This is a genomic window from Mesorhizobium metallidurans STM 2683, from assembly GCF_000350085.1.
GTDB classification, from domain to species: Bacteria; Pseudomonadota; Alphaproteobacteria; order Rhizobiales; family Rhizobiaceae; genus Mesorhizobium; species Mesorhizobium metallidurans.
Map to the genome: position 1 here is coordinate 18737 of NZ_CAUM01000096.1, position 17650 is coordinate 36386.

Genomic DNA, 17650 nt, shown 5'->3' on the forward strand with positions numbered 1-17650 from the left:
CCGCCGCCATAAAGTTAGATATCGAATGATTTGATGTCAATGTGAGGAGTCAAGTTCCGCCGATCCGATTGTTGCTCTAGTGTCGAATCATGACACCCTTTGACCGTCCGCCAGTCGGCATGAACCTCGCCCGCACCGCCAAGGTGATCGGGCAGGCCTTCGACGCTGCTTTGGTCGAGGCAGGCGGTACGCTGCCGGTCTGGCTTACCCTGCTGTCGATCAAGTCGCGCGAGCTTGCCAACCAGCGCGAGCTTGCCGGCATGATCGGCATCCAGGGCGCGACGCTGACCCATCATCTCAACGCGATGGAGGCGCAAGGGTTGCTGACGCGGCGCCGCGATCCTGAGAACCGCCGGGTTCACCAGGTGGCTCTGACCGAAGCTGGCGAAGCGATGTTCGTCAAATTACGGACGGCGGCCCTTGCCTTCGACAAGCGGCTGCGGGCCGGATTGCCGGATGAAAGGCTGGCGGATTTCGCGGAAGTGCTTGCGGCGCTACGCGCCAATGTGGAAGTACCCAGCTTCGGGCGATTGCTGACGGCCTTTCCAGGTGACAATAGCGACATCCCGCCTCGTTCCCGCAAGCCAGCTCGCAACGTCAAATCATAAACAGCTCAGCCGTCATAGCCGGTGATCGCGCCGAAAGCGTAGCGGCGCAGCTTCAGGGCGGTGATGAGGGCCGTCAAATTCGCCTTGCCGTTGAAGACGTCCTGGAACATCTCGTCATGCATCAGCAGGATCAGCTTGCCGGGCTTGACGAATTGGCCGTAGCTGAACAGGTGGTCGATCTCGCTAACCAGACGGTCGACACTCTGCACTGGCTTGCCGCTGTTTTCGTGGACCCATTCATGATCCCAGCCGTAGAGATAGAAGCCGGAAGCGGCGACGAACTCGTAATCAGGGTCCTCGCGACCCTCCTTGGCCAGTCCGAGCGAGTTGTCATCCTTCGACATCGAGGGCAGCCGGAACACATCGCGCCCCGGCAGCCGCGCATGCACCGCCGGCTTCAGACCCAGCACCGCGTTTGCCCGCAGCATGTCGGCGACGACGCCTTCTGTATCCGAATAGAAATGCTGGTAGTGGTTGTAGGCGTGGCTGTAGCTGTGGTTGCCGATCGTCACCAGCGGCATGTTCCTGGCGCGCTGCACAAGTGCCTTGTTGGCCGCGCTCGCCTGCGCATGCATGCCGACCATGAACATGGCGGCCGGAACCTGCTCGGCCTCGAGCACATCGAGGATGTTGCTGGTGCCGGTCAGCGGGCCGTCGTCGAAGGTGAGATAGATGGTGCGATCCGCTGCGGCTGCGGGGAATGCGCAAAACAAAACGACCAGCACGGCAAGGCGAAGCGGCGTCAGCATCCGGAATATCCATGTCCCGATCACAACAGGCCGCCATTTCCGGGCAGGCTTGTCAAGGTTGGCGCCTTACGCCAGGCTTCCCTGCAGCACCGTCAGCCTGGCCTTCCTGGGCGCTCGCGCGACCAGCCATTCGCGCGCCTTTTCCTGCGGCATCGGGAAGGCGATGGAATAGCCCTGCACCTGGTCGCAGCCGATCGCCATCAGCGAATCGAGCTCGGCTTCTGTTTCGGCACCCTCGGCGACGATCGAAATGCCGAGGCCACGCGCGAGTTCCGTGATGGCGCGCACGATCTTGGTGTTGTCGCCGTTTTGGTTGATGTTCTGGACGAAGCGGCGGTCGATCTTCAGCCGGTCGATCTCGTTCGGGTTGACATGGCTGAGCGAGGCATAGCCGGTGCCGAAATCGTCGAGTTCGAGGTGGACGCCGGCCGCACGAATGTGCCGCAGCTTTGCTGCGATCCCGGTCTTCTCGTCGTCGAGAATGACGGATTCGACGATTTCCAGCGACAGTTTTTCCGGCGGCAGCCCGGCTTTTTCCAGTGTGTCGAAGAGGAAGGCATCGAAATCGGGCTCACGCAATTCGGAGCCGGACACGTTGACGGCGAGCCGGCCGAAGGCAATGCCGCTACGCTTCCACTCGGCCGCTTCGTTGATCGCCTTGGCGATGACGATGCGGCCGATCTCGGGCATAAGGCCGCATTTCTCGGCGACGGGAATGAACTCGCCCGGGGCGATCGCACCGCGTTCGACATGTCTCCAGCGCACCAGCGCCTCGACGCCGCTGATCGTGCCGTTCGACAAGGAAACCTGCGGCTGGAAATAGACCTCGAACTCCTTTTCCGAAATGGCGGTCCTTATGTCATGTTCGAGCTGCTTGCGGTGATCGAGCTCGCGCCGCAACTCTTCGGAGAAGAACGAGAAACTGCCACCGCCCTGCTTCTTGGCGGAATAGAGCGCCAGATCGGCATGGACGAGCAGATTCTGCGCATTGTCGGCATCTACGGGATAAACGGCGATGCCGGCGCTGACGCCCGGCAGGACGGTCGCGCCCTGGAAGATGATCGGTTCGTTGATCTGCGTCAGGATGCGCTTGGCGGTCATATTGATGTCCTCGGTGCCGCCGGCGCCGTTGAGGATCATCACGAACTCATCGCCGCCGAGGCGCACGCTGAGATCCGATGCCCGGCAGGCATCGCGCATGCGCTGCGCCGTCACCACGAGCACATAGTCGCCGGCGGCGTGGCCAAGCGTGTCGTTGATCTGCTTGAACCGGTCGAGGTCGAGCTGGACCACCGCAAGCCGTTCGCGCCGGCGTTGCGCGCTCTTGATCAGCGTGTCGAAATGATCCGTCAGGAAGGTGCGGTTGTAGAGCCCGGTGAGGCCGTCATGCACCGCGATGAAGGCCATGGAATTGCGCGCATCCATGAGTTCGCGCGTCTTGCGCAGAATGGCATTCGACATCGGCCTGAAGATGAAAAGCGCCACCAGCACGATGACGCCGATTGTGGCGTAGAACAGCGTGCGATGAAGATTGAGAAGCGTGTCCGACCGCGCGTCGGCCTTGGCACTGATGCGCTGGCCAAGTGCGGCATAGCCCGACAACGTCGCATTGGCGACGGAAGCGTCGAGTTTGACGCGTTCGCTGCCACCTTTGTAGCCGCCGTCAGTGGCCATGCCGAGTTGCGATTCAAATCCTGAGACCAGGCGTTCGCCGTTGGCGATAAGCCCGACTGAGAAATAGTCGAGGTGGAACGGCTTGGCGAAAAGCACGTTCTGGACCGATTCTGGATCGAATCGCTCCGGCGACGTTGGATCGGCGGCGACCAGCTCGAGCAGAAGATCGTAGTTCTTCTCGAACTCTGCCGTCGCCTGTTTGAATGCGGTGACCAGAGCAGGCTGCTGGTCGCGCGTGGCAGCTCCCGCCGCACTGGCAAGGAACACGATGCGTTGCGACAGCGCCTTTTGCGTGCTGACCATGTCTAGCAGCGTTTCGTCGTGCCGTTGGGCGGCCATCATCTGCTGGAGAAGGATGAAGGAAGCCATGACCATTGCGGCAATGATCAGCAGCGCCAGCCAATAGCCGGCCTTGATCAGCAAGATAAGTCTGCTCGAAACGGTTTGCACCGGCTGCTGCGACATTTTCTGGGGCGGCCTCTCGCCGACAGGTTCCTGGGTGCGAAAACCATTGGCTTGTAAGTATTAACAGGATTGGAAATCGAGAGACCGGCAACAGCGCCAGCAGCGGAAAGCTCGCGAAATGGTTATCGCGTTCTTTCGCGGCGCATCCGCATTTGAACATCCGTCATTGGCGGCATTCTGGGGCTGCATTCTGGCCACCGGCCGCGCACCGCCAAAGCGTCGCTTTTGCGATGGATTTTTCGCCCGCGCGGGGCGACAGTCCTCATCAATCTCAACAGGGCCTGATCATGAGCGCGGCATTCCTTTCCCATATCGATAGCGAGCTTCAAGGGCTGAAAGCGGCGGGGCTCTACAAATCCGAGCGGGTGATCACCTCGACGCAGTCGGCCGAGATCGAGGTTGGCGGCGACAAGGTGCTGAATTTCTGCGCCAACAACTATCTCGGCCTCGCCGACAGCGCCGAATTGCGCGAGGCGGCCAAGCAGGCGCTTGACCGCTATGGCTACGGCATGGCATCGGTGCGCTTCATCTGCGGCACACAGGAGGAACACAAGCAGCTCGAGGCGACGATTTCCTCTTTCCTCGGCATGGACGACACCATCCTCTACGGTTCCTGCTTCGACGCCAATGGCGGCCTGTTCGAGACGTTGCTGGGCGAGGAGGATGCGATCATCTCCGATGCGCTGAACCACGCTTCGATCATCGACGGCGTGCGGCTGTCGAAAGCAAAACGCTTCCGCTACGCCAACAACGACATGGCCGATCTGGAGGCGAGATTGAAGGAGGCGAAGGATTGTCGTTTCCGGCTGATCGCCACCGATGGCGTGTTTTCCATGGACGGCATCATCGCCAACCTCAGGGGCGTCTGCGATCTCGCCGAGAAGTATGACGCCATGGTTATGGTCGATGACAGCCATGCGGTCGGCTTCGTCGGTAAGAACGGCCGCGGCTCGGCCGAGCATTGCGGCGTCGAGGGCAGGGTGGACGTCATCACCGGCACGCTTGGCAAGGCGCTCGGTGGCGCTTCCGGCGGCTATACATCGGGCAACAGACAAGTAGTCGACTGGCTGCGCCAGCGCTCGCGCCCCTATCTCTTCTCCAACACGCTGATGCCGGCCATTGCCGGCGCCTCGATCCGGGTGTTCGATCTGATCAGGAACGGCGACGGTTTGCGCAAGCAGCTCTATGACAATGCCGCGCGGTTCCGGTCGCAGATGGGCAAGCTCGGCTTCACGCTGGTAGGCGCCGATCATCCGATCATCCCGGTGATGCTGGGCGATGCATCGCTGGCGCAGGAGATGGCGGCGCGCATGCTGAAGCGCGGCATCTATGTCATCGGCTTCTCATTTCCGGTGGTGCCGAAGGGCCAGGCGCGCATCCGCACGCAAATGTCGGCCGCCCATTCCAGCGCCGACATCGACCGCGCCGTGGAGGCCTTCGGTGCGGTTGGCAGGGAACTGGGCGTCATAGGATAATCGGTCATGTTTTTGCTCTACGGCGCCCCCCTCTGTCCTGCCGGACATCTCCCCCTCAAGGGGGGAGATTGGCAGTTTCGACGCGCTGCCCTTTTTGACACTTTGAAGGTTGGTGAAAGCGGAGCCAGCGGCCAATCTCCCCCCTTGAGGGGGAGATGTCCGGCAGGACCGAGGGGCGCGCGAAGGAACGCGACCTGTCAAAGCGGGGGCAGAGCCTGATGTCCAATATGATGCGAGCCCTCGTCAAGGCCAAGGCCGAGCCAGGCATCTGGATGGAAGAGGTGCCGGTGCCGGAGATCGGCCCCAACGACGTGCTGATCAAGGTCAGGAAGACGGCGATCTGCGGCACTGACGTCCACATCTACAATTGGGACCAGTGGGCGCAGAAGACCGTGCCGGTGCCGATGGTGACCGGGCACGAATTCGTCGGCACGGTCGCCGATTTCGGCGCGGCGGTGACCGAGTACAAGGTTGGCCAGCGTGTTTCGGGCGAAGGCCACATCGTCTGCGGCCATTGCCGCAACTGCCGTGCGGGCAGAGGGCATCTCTGCCGCAACACGCTCGGTGTCGGCGTCAACCGGCCCGGCGCCTTCGGCGAATACCTGGCCATCCCGCAGCACAATGTCGTGCCGATCCCCGATGACGTGCCGGACGAGATCGCCGCGATCTTCGATCCCTTAGGCAATGCCGTCCACACGGCATTGTCCTTCGATCTGGTCGGCGAGGACGTGCTGGTCACCGGCGCCGGGCCGATCGGCATCATGGGCGCGCTGGTGGCGCAATGCGTCGGCGCGCGAAAGGTGGTCATCACCGACATCAACCCGGTGCGGCTGGCGCTGGCGAAAAAGCTCGGCGTCCAGCATGTCGTCGATGCGTCGAAGGAAAAGCTGCGCGAAATCATGCCGGCGCTCGGCATGACCGAGGGTTTCGATGTCGGCCTCGAAATGTCGGGTGCGGCACCCGCCTTCCGCGACATGATCGACACCATGAACAATGGCGGCAAGATCGCCATCCTCGGCATAGCACCGACCGGCTTCGAGATCGACTGGAACAAGGTTATCTTCAAGATGCTGCACTTGAAGGGGATCTACGGTCGCGAGATGTTCGAGACCTGGTACAAGATGATCGCCCTGGTGCAGGGGCCACTCGATGTCTCGGGGCTAATCACGCACCGCATCGGCATCGCCGACTATATTTCGGGATTCGAGGCGATGAAGAGCGGTAATTCCGGCAAGGTGGTGATGGACTGGTAGGTCAGCGCTAGCCACTCGACGCTAATGTCGGAGGGACAGCACCCCCTCTGGCCTGCCGACCATCTCCACCGCAAGGGGGGAGATCGGACGTCATTGATGCTTTCGCCAATCTCCAACGTCTCAAGGCTGGCCGGACGCGTGAATTGCCAATCTCCCTCCTTGCGGGGGAGATGTCCGGCAGGCCAGAGGGGGGTGTGAAGGATCGCTATGAAGCAGCTTTCATAGCTCTTTCTTTGATCTGCCCAGCGCCGCTTCCAGCGCGGCCACTCCGTTGACAATCGCCGCGCGCTCGCCGGTGCTCAGCCTCGCCAATAATTCCCGCTCGAAAGCCTTCGCCAACGGCACCATCTCGCGATAGGCGGCAAGGCCGGCTTTGGTCAGCGTCAAATGCTCGACCCGCCGATCCTTTTCATCAGGGGTTCGGATCAGCCAGCGGCACCTTTCCAGCTCCGCCACGGCGCGCGACACCTTGGTCTTGTGCATGGCCGACTGCTCGCCAAGTTCAGTCGCGGTCATCGTGCCGTGTTGCCCCAGCCCGGCCAGCGTGCGCCATTCCGGGCGCGTCAGGCCATGACGATCCTTGTAGACTCTCGAGAATTCGCGGCTGACGGCATCGGCGAGACGGTAGAGCCGGTAGGGCAGGAAGCTTTCCAGTTCCAGGACGTCCATGGCTTCGTATCCCGGCAGACGCTGCGGTTGATAGTTACATTCTCAATGGTTACAAATGAAACCAATTTGGTCAAGCCCAGGCGCCGCACGTCCTCTTTGACGCGCAAAGGATGCTCTGGCAGCGTTAATCGAGGAGGATGCGATGGCCTTTTCCTACATGCCGGGGTTCGGCAACGACTTCGAAACCGAGACGCTGCCCGGCTCGCTGCCGCAAGGACGCAACTCGCCGCAGCGGCCGGCCTACGGCCTTTATGCCGAGCAATTGTCCGGTTCGCCCTTCACCGCGCCGCGCGGCACCAATGAACGCTCCTGGCTTTACCGTATCCGGCCGAGCGTCAGGCACACTAGCCGCTTCAAGGCAGCGAGCTATCCGCTGTGGAAGACCGCCCCCAATGTCGGCGACCATGAACTGGCGCTCGGCCAGTATCGCTGGAACCCGGTGCCGATGCCGAAAGAGCCGACCGATTTCATCGCCGGCATGCGCTCGATCACCACGGCCGGCGACGTGCTCGGGCAGACCGGCATGGCGGCGCATGTCTATGTCGCCAACCGCTCGATGACCGATGACCATTTCTTCAACGCCGACGGCGAACTGCTGATTGTGCCGCAAGTCGGGGCCGTGCGCTTCGTCACCGAAATGGGCGTCATCGAGCTCAGGCCAGGCGAGATCGCGGTCTTGCCGCGCGGCCTCGTCCTCAAGGTCGAGCTGGTCGACAAGGAGGTGCGCGGCTATGTCTGCGAGAACTACGGCGCCAAGCTGACGCTACCGGATCGCGGTCCGATCGGCGCCAATTGCCTGGCCAATCCGCGCGATTTCAAGACGCCTTGCGCCTGGTTCGAGGACAAGGAGACGCCGTGCCGGCTGATCGTCAAATGGTGCGGCAATTTCCATGTCACGGAGATCGGCCATTCGCCGCTCGACGTGGTGGCGTGGCACGGCAACTACGCGCCCTATAAATATGATCTTGCGACGTTTTCACCGGTCGGCGCGCTCCTGTTCGACCACCCCGACCCGTCGATCTTCACCGTGCTGACGGCGCCGAGCGGCGAGGAGGGCACCGCCAACATTGATTTTGTCATCTTCCCGCCACGCTGGCTGGTGGCCGAAAACACATTCCGCCCGCCCTGGTATCATCGCAACATCATGAGCGAGTTCATGGGCCTGATCCACGGCCAGTATGACGCCAAGGAGGAGGGCTTCGTGCCCGGCGGCATAAGCCTGCACAATCTGATGCTGGCCCACGGGCCTGACGCCCCTGGCTTCGAAAAGGCCTCGCGCACCGAGCTGAAACCGGTCAAGCTCGACAATACCATGGCCTTCATGTTCGAGACCCGATTCCCGCAGATGCTGACCCGCTACGGCGCCGAGCTCGAAACCCGGCAGGACAATTACATCGACTGCTGGGCCGATCTGAAGAAGCGTTTCAACGGCACGCCCGAGGGCGACTGGTCTTGAGCGCCAACCGGGTGCGCGATCGGCTGGTGCTTCTGGGCTCGAAGGGCGGCCCGGCGCTGCGGCCGGGTGGGCCATGGCCAAGCTCGTCGCTGCTGGAGCTCGGCGGCCGCACCATCGTCATCGATTGCGGACTGGGTGTGACCCGCGGCCTGGTCGATGCCGGCATCAGCCTGAAGGCGCTCGACCTGATCTTCATCACGCATCTGCATTCCGATCATGTGCTGGAACTCGGGCCGCTGATCCACACTGCCTGGACGGCGGGACTGGCAACGCCGATCACGGTGCTCGGCCCGCCCGGCACCGGCCGCTACTGGCAACATTTCTGCCAGGCGATGGCGTTCGACATCGATATCCGCATCGTCGATGAAGGCCGCCCGGACATTCGTGAGCTTGTGTCGGTGGCCGAATTCGGCGAGGGCGAAGTGTTCGGGGAGAACGGTCTGAGAGTGACGGCGCTGCGCGTCGACCATCCGCCGGTGACCGATTGTTTTGCGCTGCGCTTCGACCATGACGGGAAAAGCGTTGTATTCTCCGCCGACACGGCGTTCTTTCCGCCATTGGCCGATTTTGCCAGCGGCGCCGACATCCTCGTCCATGAAGCCATGCTGGAAGAAGGCATTGAGCGGCTGGTCGCCAGGACCGGCAACGGCGCGCGGCTGAAGGAACATCTGCTCGCCAGTCACTCGTTTGCCGAGGAGGCCGGACGCATCGCCAGCGATGCGGGTGTCAAAAGATTGGTGCTCAACCACCTCATTCCGGCCGATGATGCCGTGATCGGCGAAGCCGACTGGATCGCCGCTGTCAGGAAAACTTGGGCTGGTGACTTGACGATTGCCCACGACGGCCTTGTTGTGGGGCTGGAGCATGATCCCGAAAAGTGGGAACCGGTTTTCGGAAAAGATCATGCGTGAAACAAAGACGGCGCCAAAGCCGCAGTAGGAGAGGAAACCGCATGAAGCTTGCTACATTGAAGGACGGGACGCGCGACGGGAAACTTGTCGTCGTCTCGCGCGACCTGACGCGCTTTACCGATGCCTCGTTCCTGGTGCGCACGCTGCAGGCAGCGCTCGACGACTGGGGCCGCATCGCCCCGCATCTCGCCGCCATGGCGGAATCGCTTGAGAACAATGCGGTACCGTCTGCCCGCTTTCACGAGCATGACGCCCATTCGCCGCTGCCGCGCGCCTATCAGTGGGCCGACGGCTCCGCCTATGTGAACCATGTCGAGCTGGTGCGGAAAGCGCGCGGCGCCGAGATGCCGGCAAGCTTCTGGACCGATCCGCTGATCTACCAGGGTGGCTCGGACGCATTCATTCCGCCGCGCGATCCGATCCGCATGGCCGACGAGCAATTTGGTATCGACATGGAGGCGGAGGTCGCCGTCATCGTCGACGACGTGCCGATGGGCGCAAGCCTTGGCAAGGCGAAGGATGCGATCCGCCTTGTCATGCTCGTCAACGACGTCACGCTACGGTCGCTCACCGGGCCGGAACTCGCCAAGGGTTTCGGCTTCTTCCAGTCGAAACCGTCCTCGGCCTTTTCGCCCGTCGCGGTAACGCCGGATGAACTCGGTGACGCCTGGGATGGCGGCAAGGTCAGCCTGCCTCTGCTCGCCGATCTCAACGGCAAGCCGTTCGGCCGGGCGAACGCCGGCACCGACATGACCTTCGATTTTCCGGCGCTGATCGTCCATGCCGCCAAAACACGGAAGTTGGCTGCAGGCACGATCATCGGCTCGGGCACCGTCTCCAACAAGCAGCGCGGCGGGCCGGGCAAGCCTGTGTCGGCCGGTGGCGCCGGCTATTCCTGCATTGCCGAACTGCGTATGATCGAGACCATCGAGGCCGGTGAACCAAAAACGCCATTCCTGCGCTTTGGCGACACGGTGCGCATCGAGATGAAGGACAGGACCGGGCATTCGATCTTCGGCGCTATTGAGCAGAAGGTCGAGAAATACGAGGGGTAGGGAATGATGGGGGAGGCGTTCTATCTACTGGCTGGTGTCTGGGCGCTCGCCATTCTGGCGGTCTTCATCATGGCGATCCGGCTGAGCTATCGCATCGAGGCGCGTTCGCCGGATCTGACCAATCGCAGCGGCTTTCCGCGCAATGCAATGATGTTCCACACCATCACCAACACGAATGTCGCTCGCGACCAGGAAACTCAAGCCATGCGGCGGCGCATGAACCGGCTGCTGCTGATTGTTCTGGCTGGTTTCGTGCTCATATGGGTGGCCATACGTTGGGTCCGGTCGGCGGCGTGAAGTCATGGAACTTCTCGATCATCTTCGCCGCATGGCCGGCAACAATCTCTGGTCGAACGACCGACTCTATCGTGCCGTGCTTTCGCTCCGGCCCGGTGAATTCGAGGCCGAACGCACCAGCTTCTTTCCCTCGATCAAGGCGACGCTCAACCACATACTGGCGGTCGATCATCTCTATCTCGATTTCCTGGAGGAAGGCGGGGTCGGTGCTGCAGCCCATGACGATTATGTGCCGTTCGATGAACCACAGGCATTGTTCGCCGCGCAGACCGCATCGGACCGGCGGCTCATCGCCTTCTGCGACCGCCTGTCCGAGGCCGATCTCGATCGCCGCGTCGTCACCGACCGGCGCGAGGACGGCATGATCCCCGAGCGCATCGGCGATATCCTCGCCCATGTCTTCCTGCACGACATCCATCATCGCGGTCAGGTGCATGCGATGCTCTCCGGCACTTCGGTTGCGCCGCCGCAACTCGACGAGTTTTTGCTCGACTACGATTTGAAGTTGCGGCAGGCGGAGGTCGAGCGGCTCGGATTGTGATGAGATGGCACGCGTGAATTATTGTAGTTACGAAATTCTTGACTCGATTGTTGTAGGTACATAAATTGAAGCTCGTCTGGGATGAGATCAAGCGGCAGGCGAACGTCTCGAAGCACGGGATGGACTTTGCGGATCTCGAAATGGATTTCTTCTATGCTGCCACTCTTCTGCCGGCGCGGGGCAAGCGCTTCATGGCGATCGGAAACATTAGAGACCGTTTGGAAATTCTACTCTGGCGGCCATCTGATGGCGTTTTCTGCGCTTCCGGCCTTCGCCGGCCGAAGCACTCATGAGCGGTTGTGGTAGCTAAGGCTACGGCCGGCGTAGGCCGGTGCTCACGGACCCAAATGTCCGCTGCGCGCCGGTTCTCGAAACCACCACCATATGACTCGCCTGAGCGAATTTCGAAACAGTCTCTTAGAGAAGTTGCGGTCACCGTCGTTTTCTCCCGCCTTGGAAACGAGGCCATTTCTATCGTTTCCATGCGGCACGCCAGCGAGAAGGAAAGGAACATCCGATGACGGCCAAGAAACTGACCATCACCAAGCCTGACAAGGAGTTCACGCCAGGTAAGGGCTTCACCAAAGCCGATTGGGATGCTGTCGACAGCCCGGAGGCCACGGATGAGCAAATCGCGCAAGCCCGTCCTTTCGCCGAAGTCTTCCCGGACCTTGCCGAGAGCATTCGTCGTTCGCGCGGCCGGCCGGCGCTCGACAATCCGAAGAAGCAGGTTACGCTGCGGCTCGACAGCGATGTGGTGGCCCGATTCCGTGCCGGTGGCCCCGGCTGGCAAAGCCGGATCAATGACATTCTGCGCAAGGCCGCCGGCCTTCGGAAGTAGCGGGCGGTCTGGCAAGCGCGAGGAAGCCTCGACCGATACCGGAATCAGGCCAACGCAACGTCGTAACGAGCGAAATGTGGGTCGGCCGTCAGAATGCTAAGTTTCTCCACTTGCGCCTGTGCAATCAGCAGTCTGTCGAACGGATCACCATGGTGGGGCAGGCCGCCGACGGCGTTGGCATGCTGGAAGGTGACGGCGAGCGGCTGAAATTGCATCTTTGGAAGCAACGTCGTCAGATCGTCCGGCACGTTGAGTTTTCCGATCGAACGTTTGATAGCAATTTCCCAAGCGCTTGCCGCGCTCGCGAACACCACCGCTTCCGAAGCCAGGATAGCGCGGTGGTGCTCGCTCAGACGTCGATCGTCCGAAATCGACCAAAGGATGACATGTGTGTCGGCGAGAAACGGGCCGACCGTCATTTCACGTACTCGTCCCATTCGGGACCGAGTTCGTCAAAATCGTCCGCAATCCAGATCTTGCCCTTCAAGGCGCCGATACGCGGCAGGAGTTCGGCCACTGCCGGAGGTGCGATACGCGCCGCCACCTTGCCGTGGCGTGTGAGCACGATCTCCTCACCGGCTTCCGCGCGGCTGACGAGTTCTGACAGTTTCGCCTTGGCTTCTGCAATGGAGATATTCATGGCTCGATCCCTTATGACTAGAATTTAGGTCATAATTGATTGAGCGCAAGGCGACAGCGTCTGCCTACTCCGCCGCCTGAACCTTGATCACCCCGCGTTTGATCTGGTCCTGCTCGATCGATTCGAACAAGGCGCGGAAATTGCCTTCGCCAAACCCTTCATCGCCTTTCCTTTGGATAAACTCGAAGAAGATCGGCCCGATCACGGTTTTTGAAAAAATCTGCAGCAGGATTTTGGTCGTCCCGCCGTCGACCACGCCTTCGCCGTCGATCAGGATGCCGTGCTTCTTCATTCGGTGGATCGGCTCGTCATGGCCGCTCACCCTGTCATGGGACATGTCGTAATAGGTCTCGGGCGGACCTGGCATGAATTTCAGCCCATTGGCGGCCAGCCTGTCGGTGGCGGCGTAGATCTCGTCGGTGCCAACGGCGATGTGCTGGATGCCTTCGCCATTGTACTTCTTCAGATACTCGGCGATCTGGCTGGTGTCGTCCTTGGATTCGTTGAGCGGAATGCGGATCTTGCCGCAGGGCGAGGTGATCGCACGGCTGACCAGCCCGGTGATCTTGCCGTCGATGTCGAAGAAATGGATCTGCTTGAAGCCGAACAGATCGCGGTAGAAGTCCCACCATTTGTCCATCTGGCCGCGATAGACATTGTGGGTGAGGTGGTCGAGATAATAGAAGCCGACGCCCTCCGGCTTCGGGTCGCGCGCGCCCAGCCACTCGAACTCGGCATCATAGGCCGAGCCCTTCTCGCCGTAGGTCTCGATGAAATAGAGCAGCGAACCGCCGATGCCGACGATGGCCGGCACATCAAGCGCCTTGTCGGCGCCTTCATAGGGGGTGGCGCCTTTGGCGACGGCATGGTCGAAGGCATGCTTGGCGTCGACCACGCGCCACGCCATCGAGGCAGCGCAAGGCCCATGCTTGTCGACGAATTTCATCGCATGCGAGCCGGGCTCGGCATTGACGACGTAGTTGATGTCGCCTTGCCGCCAGACGGTGATGTTCTTGCTGCGGTGTTTTGCAACCGCGACATAGCCCATCCGGTTGAAAAGCTCGGCCAGCTTTTCCGGTTCGGGATGCGCGAACTCGACGAATTCGAACCCGTCGGTGCCGGCAGGGTTGGCCTTGCCGATCTTCGCGGGCGGTGCGTCGTGCGGGAAGGGACCCATGGCAATCCTCCAAAAGCTGACGTGGCCGGGAAGGGCCGTCTCGACGCAATGATAGCGCGGGATGGGTGCATGGTGCTTGCATTCAAACGCTTGAAATGATCAAGTGATGCGCAGATCGTGCATTTATGGAGGAAAAACTGTGGATGATGCGCGCATTGATCAGTTTGACCGCAAGATAATGTCGCTTTTGCAAGGCGATGCGCGGCTCACCAACAACGATTTGTCGGAGCGGGTGAACCTGTCGGCGTCACAGTGCTCGCGCCGCCGCCAGCGCCTGGAGGAGGACGGCTATATCAAGGGCTACCGCGCCGTGCTCGACCGCGACCGGCTGGGTTTCTCGCTGGTCAATGTCATCTCCGTGACGCTCGCCACCCACAACCGCGACAATGCCCGGCGCTTCGGTGAATTGGTGGCGCGGCTGCCCGAAGTGCAGGAGGCACACGCGCTGACCGGCGAGATGGATTATATCCTCAAGGTGGTAACGCCGGACCTGAAGTCGCTGTCGGAATTCGTCAATGGCGTGCTGCTGCCGCACGAATCCGTGCAGCACGTAAAGACGGCGATCGTGCTCGAAACGCTGAAGGAAACCGGCGCGCTGCCGATTTGACAGGTCAACCCCTCTGCTGCTGGATCAGCCCATAAAGATTGGTGCAGCGCGCGCCGGAACGGCAATAGGCGAAGACCGGCCCTTCCAGTTCGTCAAGCGCCTCGGCCTGATCCTCGACATTCTCTTGCGTGATCTGGCCGCTGATCACCGGGATGAAGCGGAAGGCGAGCCCGGCGGCTTCGGCCGCCGCCTTGACGCTGTCGGCCGAAGGCTGCCCGGGCTGCTCGTCGTCCGGCCGGTTGCAGATGACGCTCTTGAAGCCGGCGGCCCTGATGGCGGCGACGTCTTCGGGCTGGATCTGGCCCGAGACCGAATAGTCCTCGCTGATCTCGCGGTATTCCATGGCTCTGTCCTCGCAATCTGATTTGCCGGCAATCTTGCCACTCCCCGGCATGGGCGGCAATCCGCATCGGGGGAATTCTCTGCCAAATAGGCATTGCGAGCCGGAAAATCCAGGCGCGCTCGACTCAGCTGCCGAGGATCGCGCCTTTGATCTGGGCGATGTTGTTGTGCATCATGTCGATATAGGTCGAGGCCGGGCCATCGGGCAGCGACAGCGCATCCGAATAGAGCGTACCGCCCACCTTGATGCCGGTCTCGCTGGCGATCTGCTCGATCAGGCGCGGATTGGTGATGTTCTCGACGAAGATCGCCGCTGCCTTGTCCCGCTTGACTTGGCTGACCAGCTTGGCGACATCGGCGGCCGAGGGCTCGGAGTCGGTCGACACACCTTGCGGGGCAAGGAAAGTCAGGCCGTATGCATGCTCGAAATAGCCGAAGGCGTCATGCGAGGTGATGACGACGCGCTTCTCCTGCGGGATCGACTGGATCGCCGCCTTCACTTCGCCTTCGACCGCGTCAAGCTTCTCGGTATAGGCGGCGGCATTGGCCTTGTAGCTGTCGCAGCCCTGGGCATCGGCGGCGCAGAAAGCATCGGCAATGTTCTTCACATAGATCTTGGCATTGGCGATCGACTGGAAAGCATGCGGATCGGTGACCGTCTTGCCGCTGCCGGTATTGGCGCCTTCGGCAGCGTCGGCATCGGCGAATTCGGGCTTGAAATTGATCGGCGTCACGTCCTTGGTCAGGACGGCGATCGTCGCCTTTGTGGCGCTGGCGTCGACCAGGCGCTGCAGAAAGCCTTCGAAATGCAGGCCGTTGACCAGAACCACATCGGCGCCGGCCATCGCAACGGCATCGGCCGGGCTCGGCTCATAGACATGGGCGTCGCCATCCGGCCCAACGATGGTGGTGATGTTGACCCGGTCGCCACCGACATTTTTGGCGAAATCGGCGATGACGGTGAAACTGGCGACCACTTTCAACGGCTCGGCAAAGGCCGACGATACGCCAAAGGCGCTTAATGTTATAACGCTCAATGTAAGGGCGGCGCGGATCGATTTCAGCATTGGGCAGGTCTCCTTGGTTGGGGATCAGGCGGTTCTATGCCGGTGATGGATGATGCGGGCGCGGAGGACGCCGCGCGTGCCGAACAGGATCGAGGCAAAATAGACGACGCCGGCGGACAGGATGATGGCCGGGCCGGACGGCAGCGACGCATGATAGGACAACAGAAGACCGGCAATGCAGGAGGCAAAGCCGATCAGCACCGCCAGCACGCACATCGGTTCGACGCGAGCGGTCCAGAAGCGGGCGGCCGCTGCCGGCAGCATCATCAGCCCGACCGAAAGCAGCGTGCCAAGCGCCTGGAAGCCACCGACCAGGTTGAGCACGACGAGGCCGAGGAAGATGAAATGCACCGGGCTGCCCAGCCGGCTGACCGAACGCAGGAACAGCGGATCGAGACATTCGGCGACCAGCGCCCGCCAGAAGATGGCAAGACTAATCAGCGTCACAGCGACGATGCCGCCGATCAGCGCCAGCGCCTCGTTGTTGAGCGCCAGGACTGTGCCGAACAGCACATGCATGAGATCGACGCTGGAGCCGCGGATCGACACCATCAGCACGCCGATGGCGAACGAAATCAGGTAGAAGGCCGCCATCGAGGCGTCCTCGCGCTGGATGGTGAAGCGCGAGACAGCACCGGCACCGAGCGCCACGATGATGCCGGCGATCAGGCCGCCAATGGTCATCGGCAGGATTTCCAGTCCGTAGAGCAGGAAGCCGGCGGCGGCACCCGGCAGGATGGCGTGGGCCATGGCATCGCCGGAGAGGCTCATGCGCCTCAGCATCAGGAAGACGCCGACCGGGCAGGCGCCGAGCGACAGCATCAGCGAGCCGATCAGAGCCCGCTGCATGAAGCCGAAATCGGCGAAGGGGGCGATGAAGAGGCCGTAGAACATGTCCATCACGCTGCCCTCGGTCCGGCACCGTGATGGTGATCGCGGTCATGCGCGTGAGTATGGTCATGATTGTCGGGCTCGCACCACGGCGCGTTCTCCTCCCAAGCTTCGTGGAAGCGCCGGGCGCGCAGCAGGTTTTCAGGCTTCAGCGTTTCCCTGGTCTCGCCCCAGGCGACCGGCTGGCGTGCGAGCAGCAGCGTTTCGGGAAAATTCTGCCGCACCAGGTCGAGGTCGTGGACGACGACCATGATAGTGCGTTCCTCGCCATGCCAGCGCTTGATCAACGCAATGAGATCGCCGACCGTTTTTGAATCGACCGCGTTGAACGGCTCGTCGAGCAGGATGAGGCCGGCGTCCTGCAAAAGCACGCGGGCAAAAAGCGTGCGCTGCAACTGGCCGCCGGACAGCGTGTCGATCGGGCGCTTCTCGAAGCCGCCGAGACCGACCGCCATCAGTGCCTGGCTGACCGAATCGCGATCTTCCCTGGCATAGCGGCCGAGCAGCCCGCGCCGTGGCCACAGCCCCAGCGAAACCAGATCGACGACCCGGGCCGGAAAGGAACGGTCGAGCTCCGACTGCTGCGGCAGATAGGCGGCGCGCACGCCGGGCGCCCGGATGACGGCGCCGGCCATCGGCTTGAGAACGCCGACGATCCCCTTCATGAGCGTCGACTTGCCCGAGCCATTGGCACCGACGACAGCGGTCAGCGCACCCTTGCGGATGGTGCCGTTGAGATGATGGATGGCCGGATGGCTGTTGTAGCCCAGCGTCAGGTCGCGGAAGGTCAGGCAGGCATTTGTCATCAGACGATCCGTGGGCGGCGGTCCGCGAAACTAAAGAGGTCGAATCGATATGTAATGTTATTACATAAGTCAACAAGCCAATCCGGCGGAATTACAACGCAGCGGTCAACTCGTTGTGTACACACC

The 17650-nt window shown here is 61.7% G+C and carries 21 protein-coding genes; 11 read left to right on the forward strand and 10 right to left on the reverse strand.

What is annotated here, in order from left to right; genetic code table 11:
• The first annotated feature begins 89 nt into the window (after window positions 1-89).
• Complete coding sequence (locus MESS2_RS15135) at window positions 90-608, forward strand: MarR family winged helix-turn-helix transcriptional regulator (RefSeq protein WP_008875234.1); 519 nt, start codon at window positions 90-92, stop codon at window positions 606-608.
• Window positions 609-613: 5 nt separating this feature from the next.
• Here MESS2_RS15135 and MESS2_RS15140 read toward each other — a convergent pair whose 3' ends face one another.
• The gene (locus MESS2_RS15140) at window positions 614-1357 is read right to left on the reverse strand and encodes a polysaccharide deacetylase family protein (RefSeq protein WP_008875235.1); all 744 of its coding nucleotides are present in this window, start codon (window positions 1355-1357) and stop codon (window positions 614-616) included.
• 66 nt (window positions 1358-1423) lie between these two features.
• Complete coding sequence (locus MESS2_RS15145) at window positions 1424-3496, reverse strand: putative bifunctional diguanylate cyclase/phosphodiesterase (RefSeq protein WP_040593177.1); 2073 nt, start codon at window positions 3494-3496, stop codon at window positions 1424-1426.
• 287 nt (window positions 3497-3783) lie between these two features.
• Between MESS2_RS15145 and MESS2_RS15150 the strand changes: the two genes are divergently transcribed.
• Window positions 3784-4971 carry a glycine C-acetyltransferase gene (locus tag MESS2_RS15150; RefSeq protein WP_008875237.1) on the forward strand — a complete coding sequence of 396 codons (1188 nt, stop codon included), beginning with the start codon at window positions 3784-3786 and terminating at the stop codon, window positions 4969-4971.
• Between the two features lie 218 nt (window positions 4972-5189).
• Window positions 5190-6224 (forward strand): L-threonine 3-dehydrogenase, encoded by a 1035-nt coding sequence (gene tdh, locus MESS2_RS15155; protein ID WP_040593186.1) that lies wholly within the window; start codon window positions 5190-5192, stop codon window positions 6222-6224.
• 219 nt (window positions 6225-6443) lie between these two features.
• Here the strand turns inward: tdh and MESS2_RS15160 are convergent, their stop codons facing one another.
• Window positions 6444-6893: a MarR family winged helix-turn-helix transcriptional regulator gene (locus MESS2_RS15160; protein WP_008875239.1), complete on the reverse strand. Its 450-nt coding sequence runs from the start codon at window positions 6891-6893 to the stop codon at window positions 6444-6446.
• Between the two features lie 142 nt (window positions 6894-7035).
• Between MESS2_RS15160 and hmgA the strand changes: the two genes are divergently transcribed.
• From hmgA to MESS2_RS15195, 7 genes are all read left to right on the forward strand, one after another.
• Window positions 7036-8349, forward strand: coding sequence for a homogentisate 1,2-dioxygenase (hmgA, locus tag MESS2_RS15165; RefSeq protein WP_008875240.1), 1314 nt, complete (start codon window positions 7036-7038; stop codon window positions 8347-8349).
• Window positions 8346-9260, forward strand: a complete 915-nt coding sequence (locus MESS2_RS15170) for an MBL fold metallo-hydrolase (protein ID WP_008875241.1) — start codon at window positions 8346-8348, stop codon at window positions 9258-9260. Before hmgA ends, MESS2_RS15170 begins: the two co-directional genes overlap by 4 nt.
• Window positions 9261-9301: 41 nt before the next feature.
• Window positions 9302-10315 (forward strand): fumarylacetoacetate hydrolase family protein, encoded by a 1014-nt coding sequence (locus MESS2_RS15175; protein ID WP_008875242.1) that lies wholly within the window; start codon window positions 9302-9304, stop codon window positions 10313-10315.
• Between the two features lie 3 nt (window positions 10316-10318).
• Window positions 10319-10612, forward strand: a complete 294-nt coding sequence (locus MESS2_RS15180; protein ID WP_008875243.1) for a hypothetical protein — start codon at window positions 10319-10321, stop codon at window positions 10610-10612.
• Between the two features lie 4 nt (window positions 10613-10616).
• Window positions 10617-11153 (forward strand): DinB family protein, encoded by a 537-nt coding sequence (locus MESS2_RS15185; protein ID WP_008875244.1) that lies wholly within the window; start codon window positions 10617-10619, stop codon window positions 11151-11153.
• Window positions 11154-11218: 65 nt separating this feature from the next.
• The gene (locus tag MESS2_RS15190) at window positions 11219-11446 is read left to right on the forward strand and encodes a BrnT family toxin (RefSeq protein ID WP_008875245.1); all 228 of its coding nucleotides are present in this window, start codon (window positions 11219-11221) and stop codon (window positions 11444-11446) included.
• A 224-nt stretch (window positions 11447-11670) separates the two neighbouring features.
• Window positions 11671-11994: a BrnA antitoxin family protein gene (locus MESS2_RS15195; protein ID WP_008875246.1), complete on the forward strand. Its 324-nt coding sequence runs from the start codon at window positions 11671-11673 to the stop codon at window positions 11992-11994.
• A 44-nt stretch (window positions 11995-12038) separates the two neighbouring features.
• Here MESS2_RS15195 and MESS2_RS15200 read toward each other — a convergent pair whose 3' ends face one another.
• From MESS2_RS15200 to hppD, 3 genes are all read right to left on the reverse strand, one after another.
• Complete coding sequence (locus MESS2_RS15200; protein WP_008875247.1) at window positions 12039-12413, reverse strand: type II toxin-antitoxin system VapC family toxin; 375 nt, start codon at window positions 12411-12413, stop codon at window positions 12039-12041.
• Window positions 12410-12634, reverse strand: a complete 225-nt coding sequence (locus MESS2_RS15205; RefSeq protein ID WP_008875248.1) for a type II toxin-antitoxin system Phd/YefM family antitoxin — start codon at window positions 12632-12634, stop codon at window positions 12410-12412. The genes MESS2_RS15200 and MESS2_RS15205 overlap by 4 nt, the downstream gene beginning before the upstream one ends.
• 64 nt (window positions 12635-12698) lie before the next feature.
• Window positions 12699-13811 carry a 4-hydroxyphenylpyruvate dioxygenase gene (gene hppD / locus MESS2_RS15210; RefSeq protein WP_008875249.1) on the reverse strand — a complete coding sequence of 371 codons (1113 nt, stop codon included), beginning with the start codon at window positions 13809-13811 and terminating at the stop codon, window positions 12699-12701.
• A gap of 139 nt (window positions 13812-13950) precedes the next feature.
• Between hppD and MESS2_RS15215 the strand changes: the two genes are divergently transcribed.
• Window positions 13951-14418, forward strand: a complete 468-nt coding sequence (locus MESS2_RS15215; protein ID WP_008875250.1) for an Lrp/AsnC family transcriptional regulator — start codon at window positions 13951-13953, stop codon at window positions 14416-14418.
• 4 nt (window positions 14419-14422) lie between these two features.
• Here MESS2_RS15215 and MESS2_RS15220 read toward each other — a convergent pair whose 3' ends face one another.
• From MESS2_RS15220 to aztA, 4 genes are all read right to left on the reverse strand, one after another.
• Entirely contained in the window at window positions 14423-14761 is a 339-nt protein-coding gene (locus tag MESS2_RS15220; protein WP_008875251.1) for a protein tyrosine phosphatase family protein, read from the reverse strand.
• Window positions 14762-14885: 124 nt separating this feature from the next.
• Window positions 14886-15827 (reverse strand): zinc ABC transporter substrate-binding protein AztC, encoded by a 942-nt coding sequence (aztC, locus tag MESS2_RS15225; protein WP_008875252.1) that lies wholly within the window; start codon window positions 15825-15827, stop codon window positions 14886-14888.
• Between the two features lie 24 nt (window positions 15828-15851).
• Complete coding sequence (aztB, locus tag MESS2_RS15230) at window positions 15852-16727, reverse strand: zinc ABC transporter permease AztB (protein ID WP_008875253.1); 876 nt, start codon at window positions 16725-16727, stop codon at window positions 15852-15854.
• The gene (gene aztA, locus MESS2_RS15235; RefSeq protein WP_008875254.1) at window positions 16727-17524 is read right to left on the reverse strand and encodes a zinc ABC transporter ATP-binding protein AztA; all 798 of its coding nucleotides are present in this window, start codon (window positions 17522-17524) and stop codon (window positions 16727-16729) included. The genes aztB and aztA overlap by 1 nt, the downstream gene beginning before the upstream one ends.
• Between the last annotated feature and the right edge of the window lie 126 nt (window positions 17525-17650).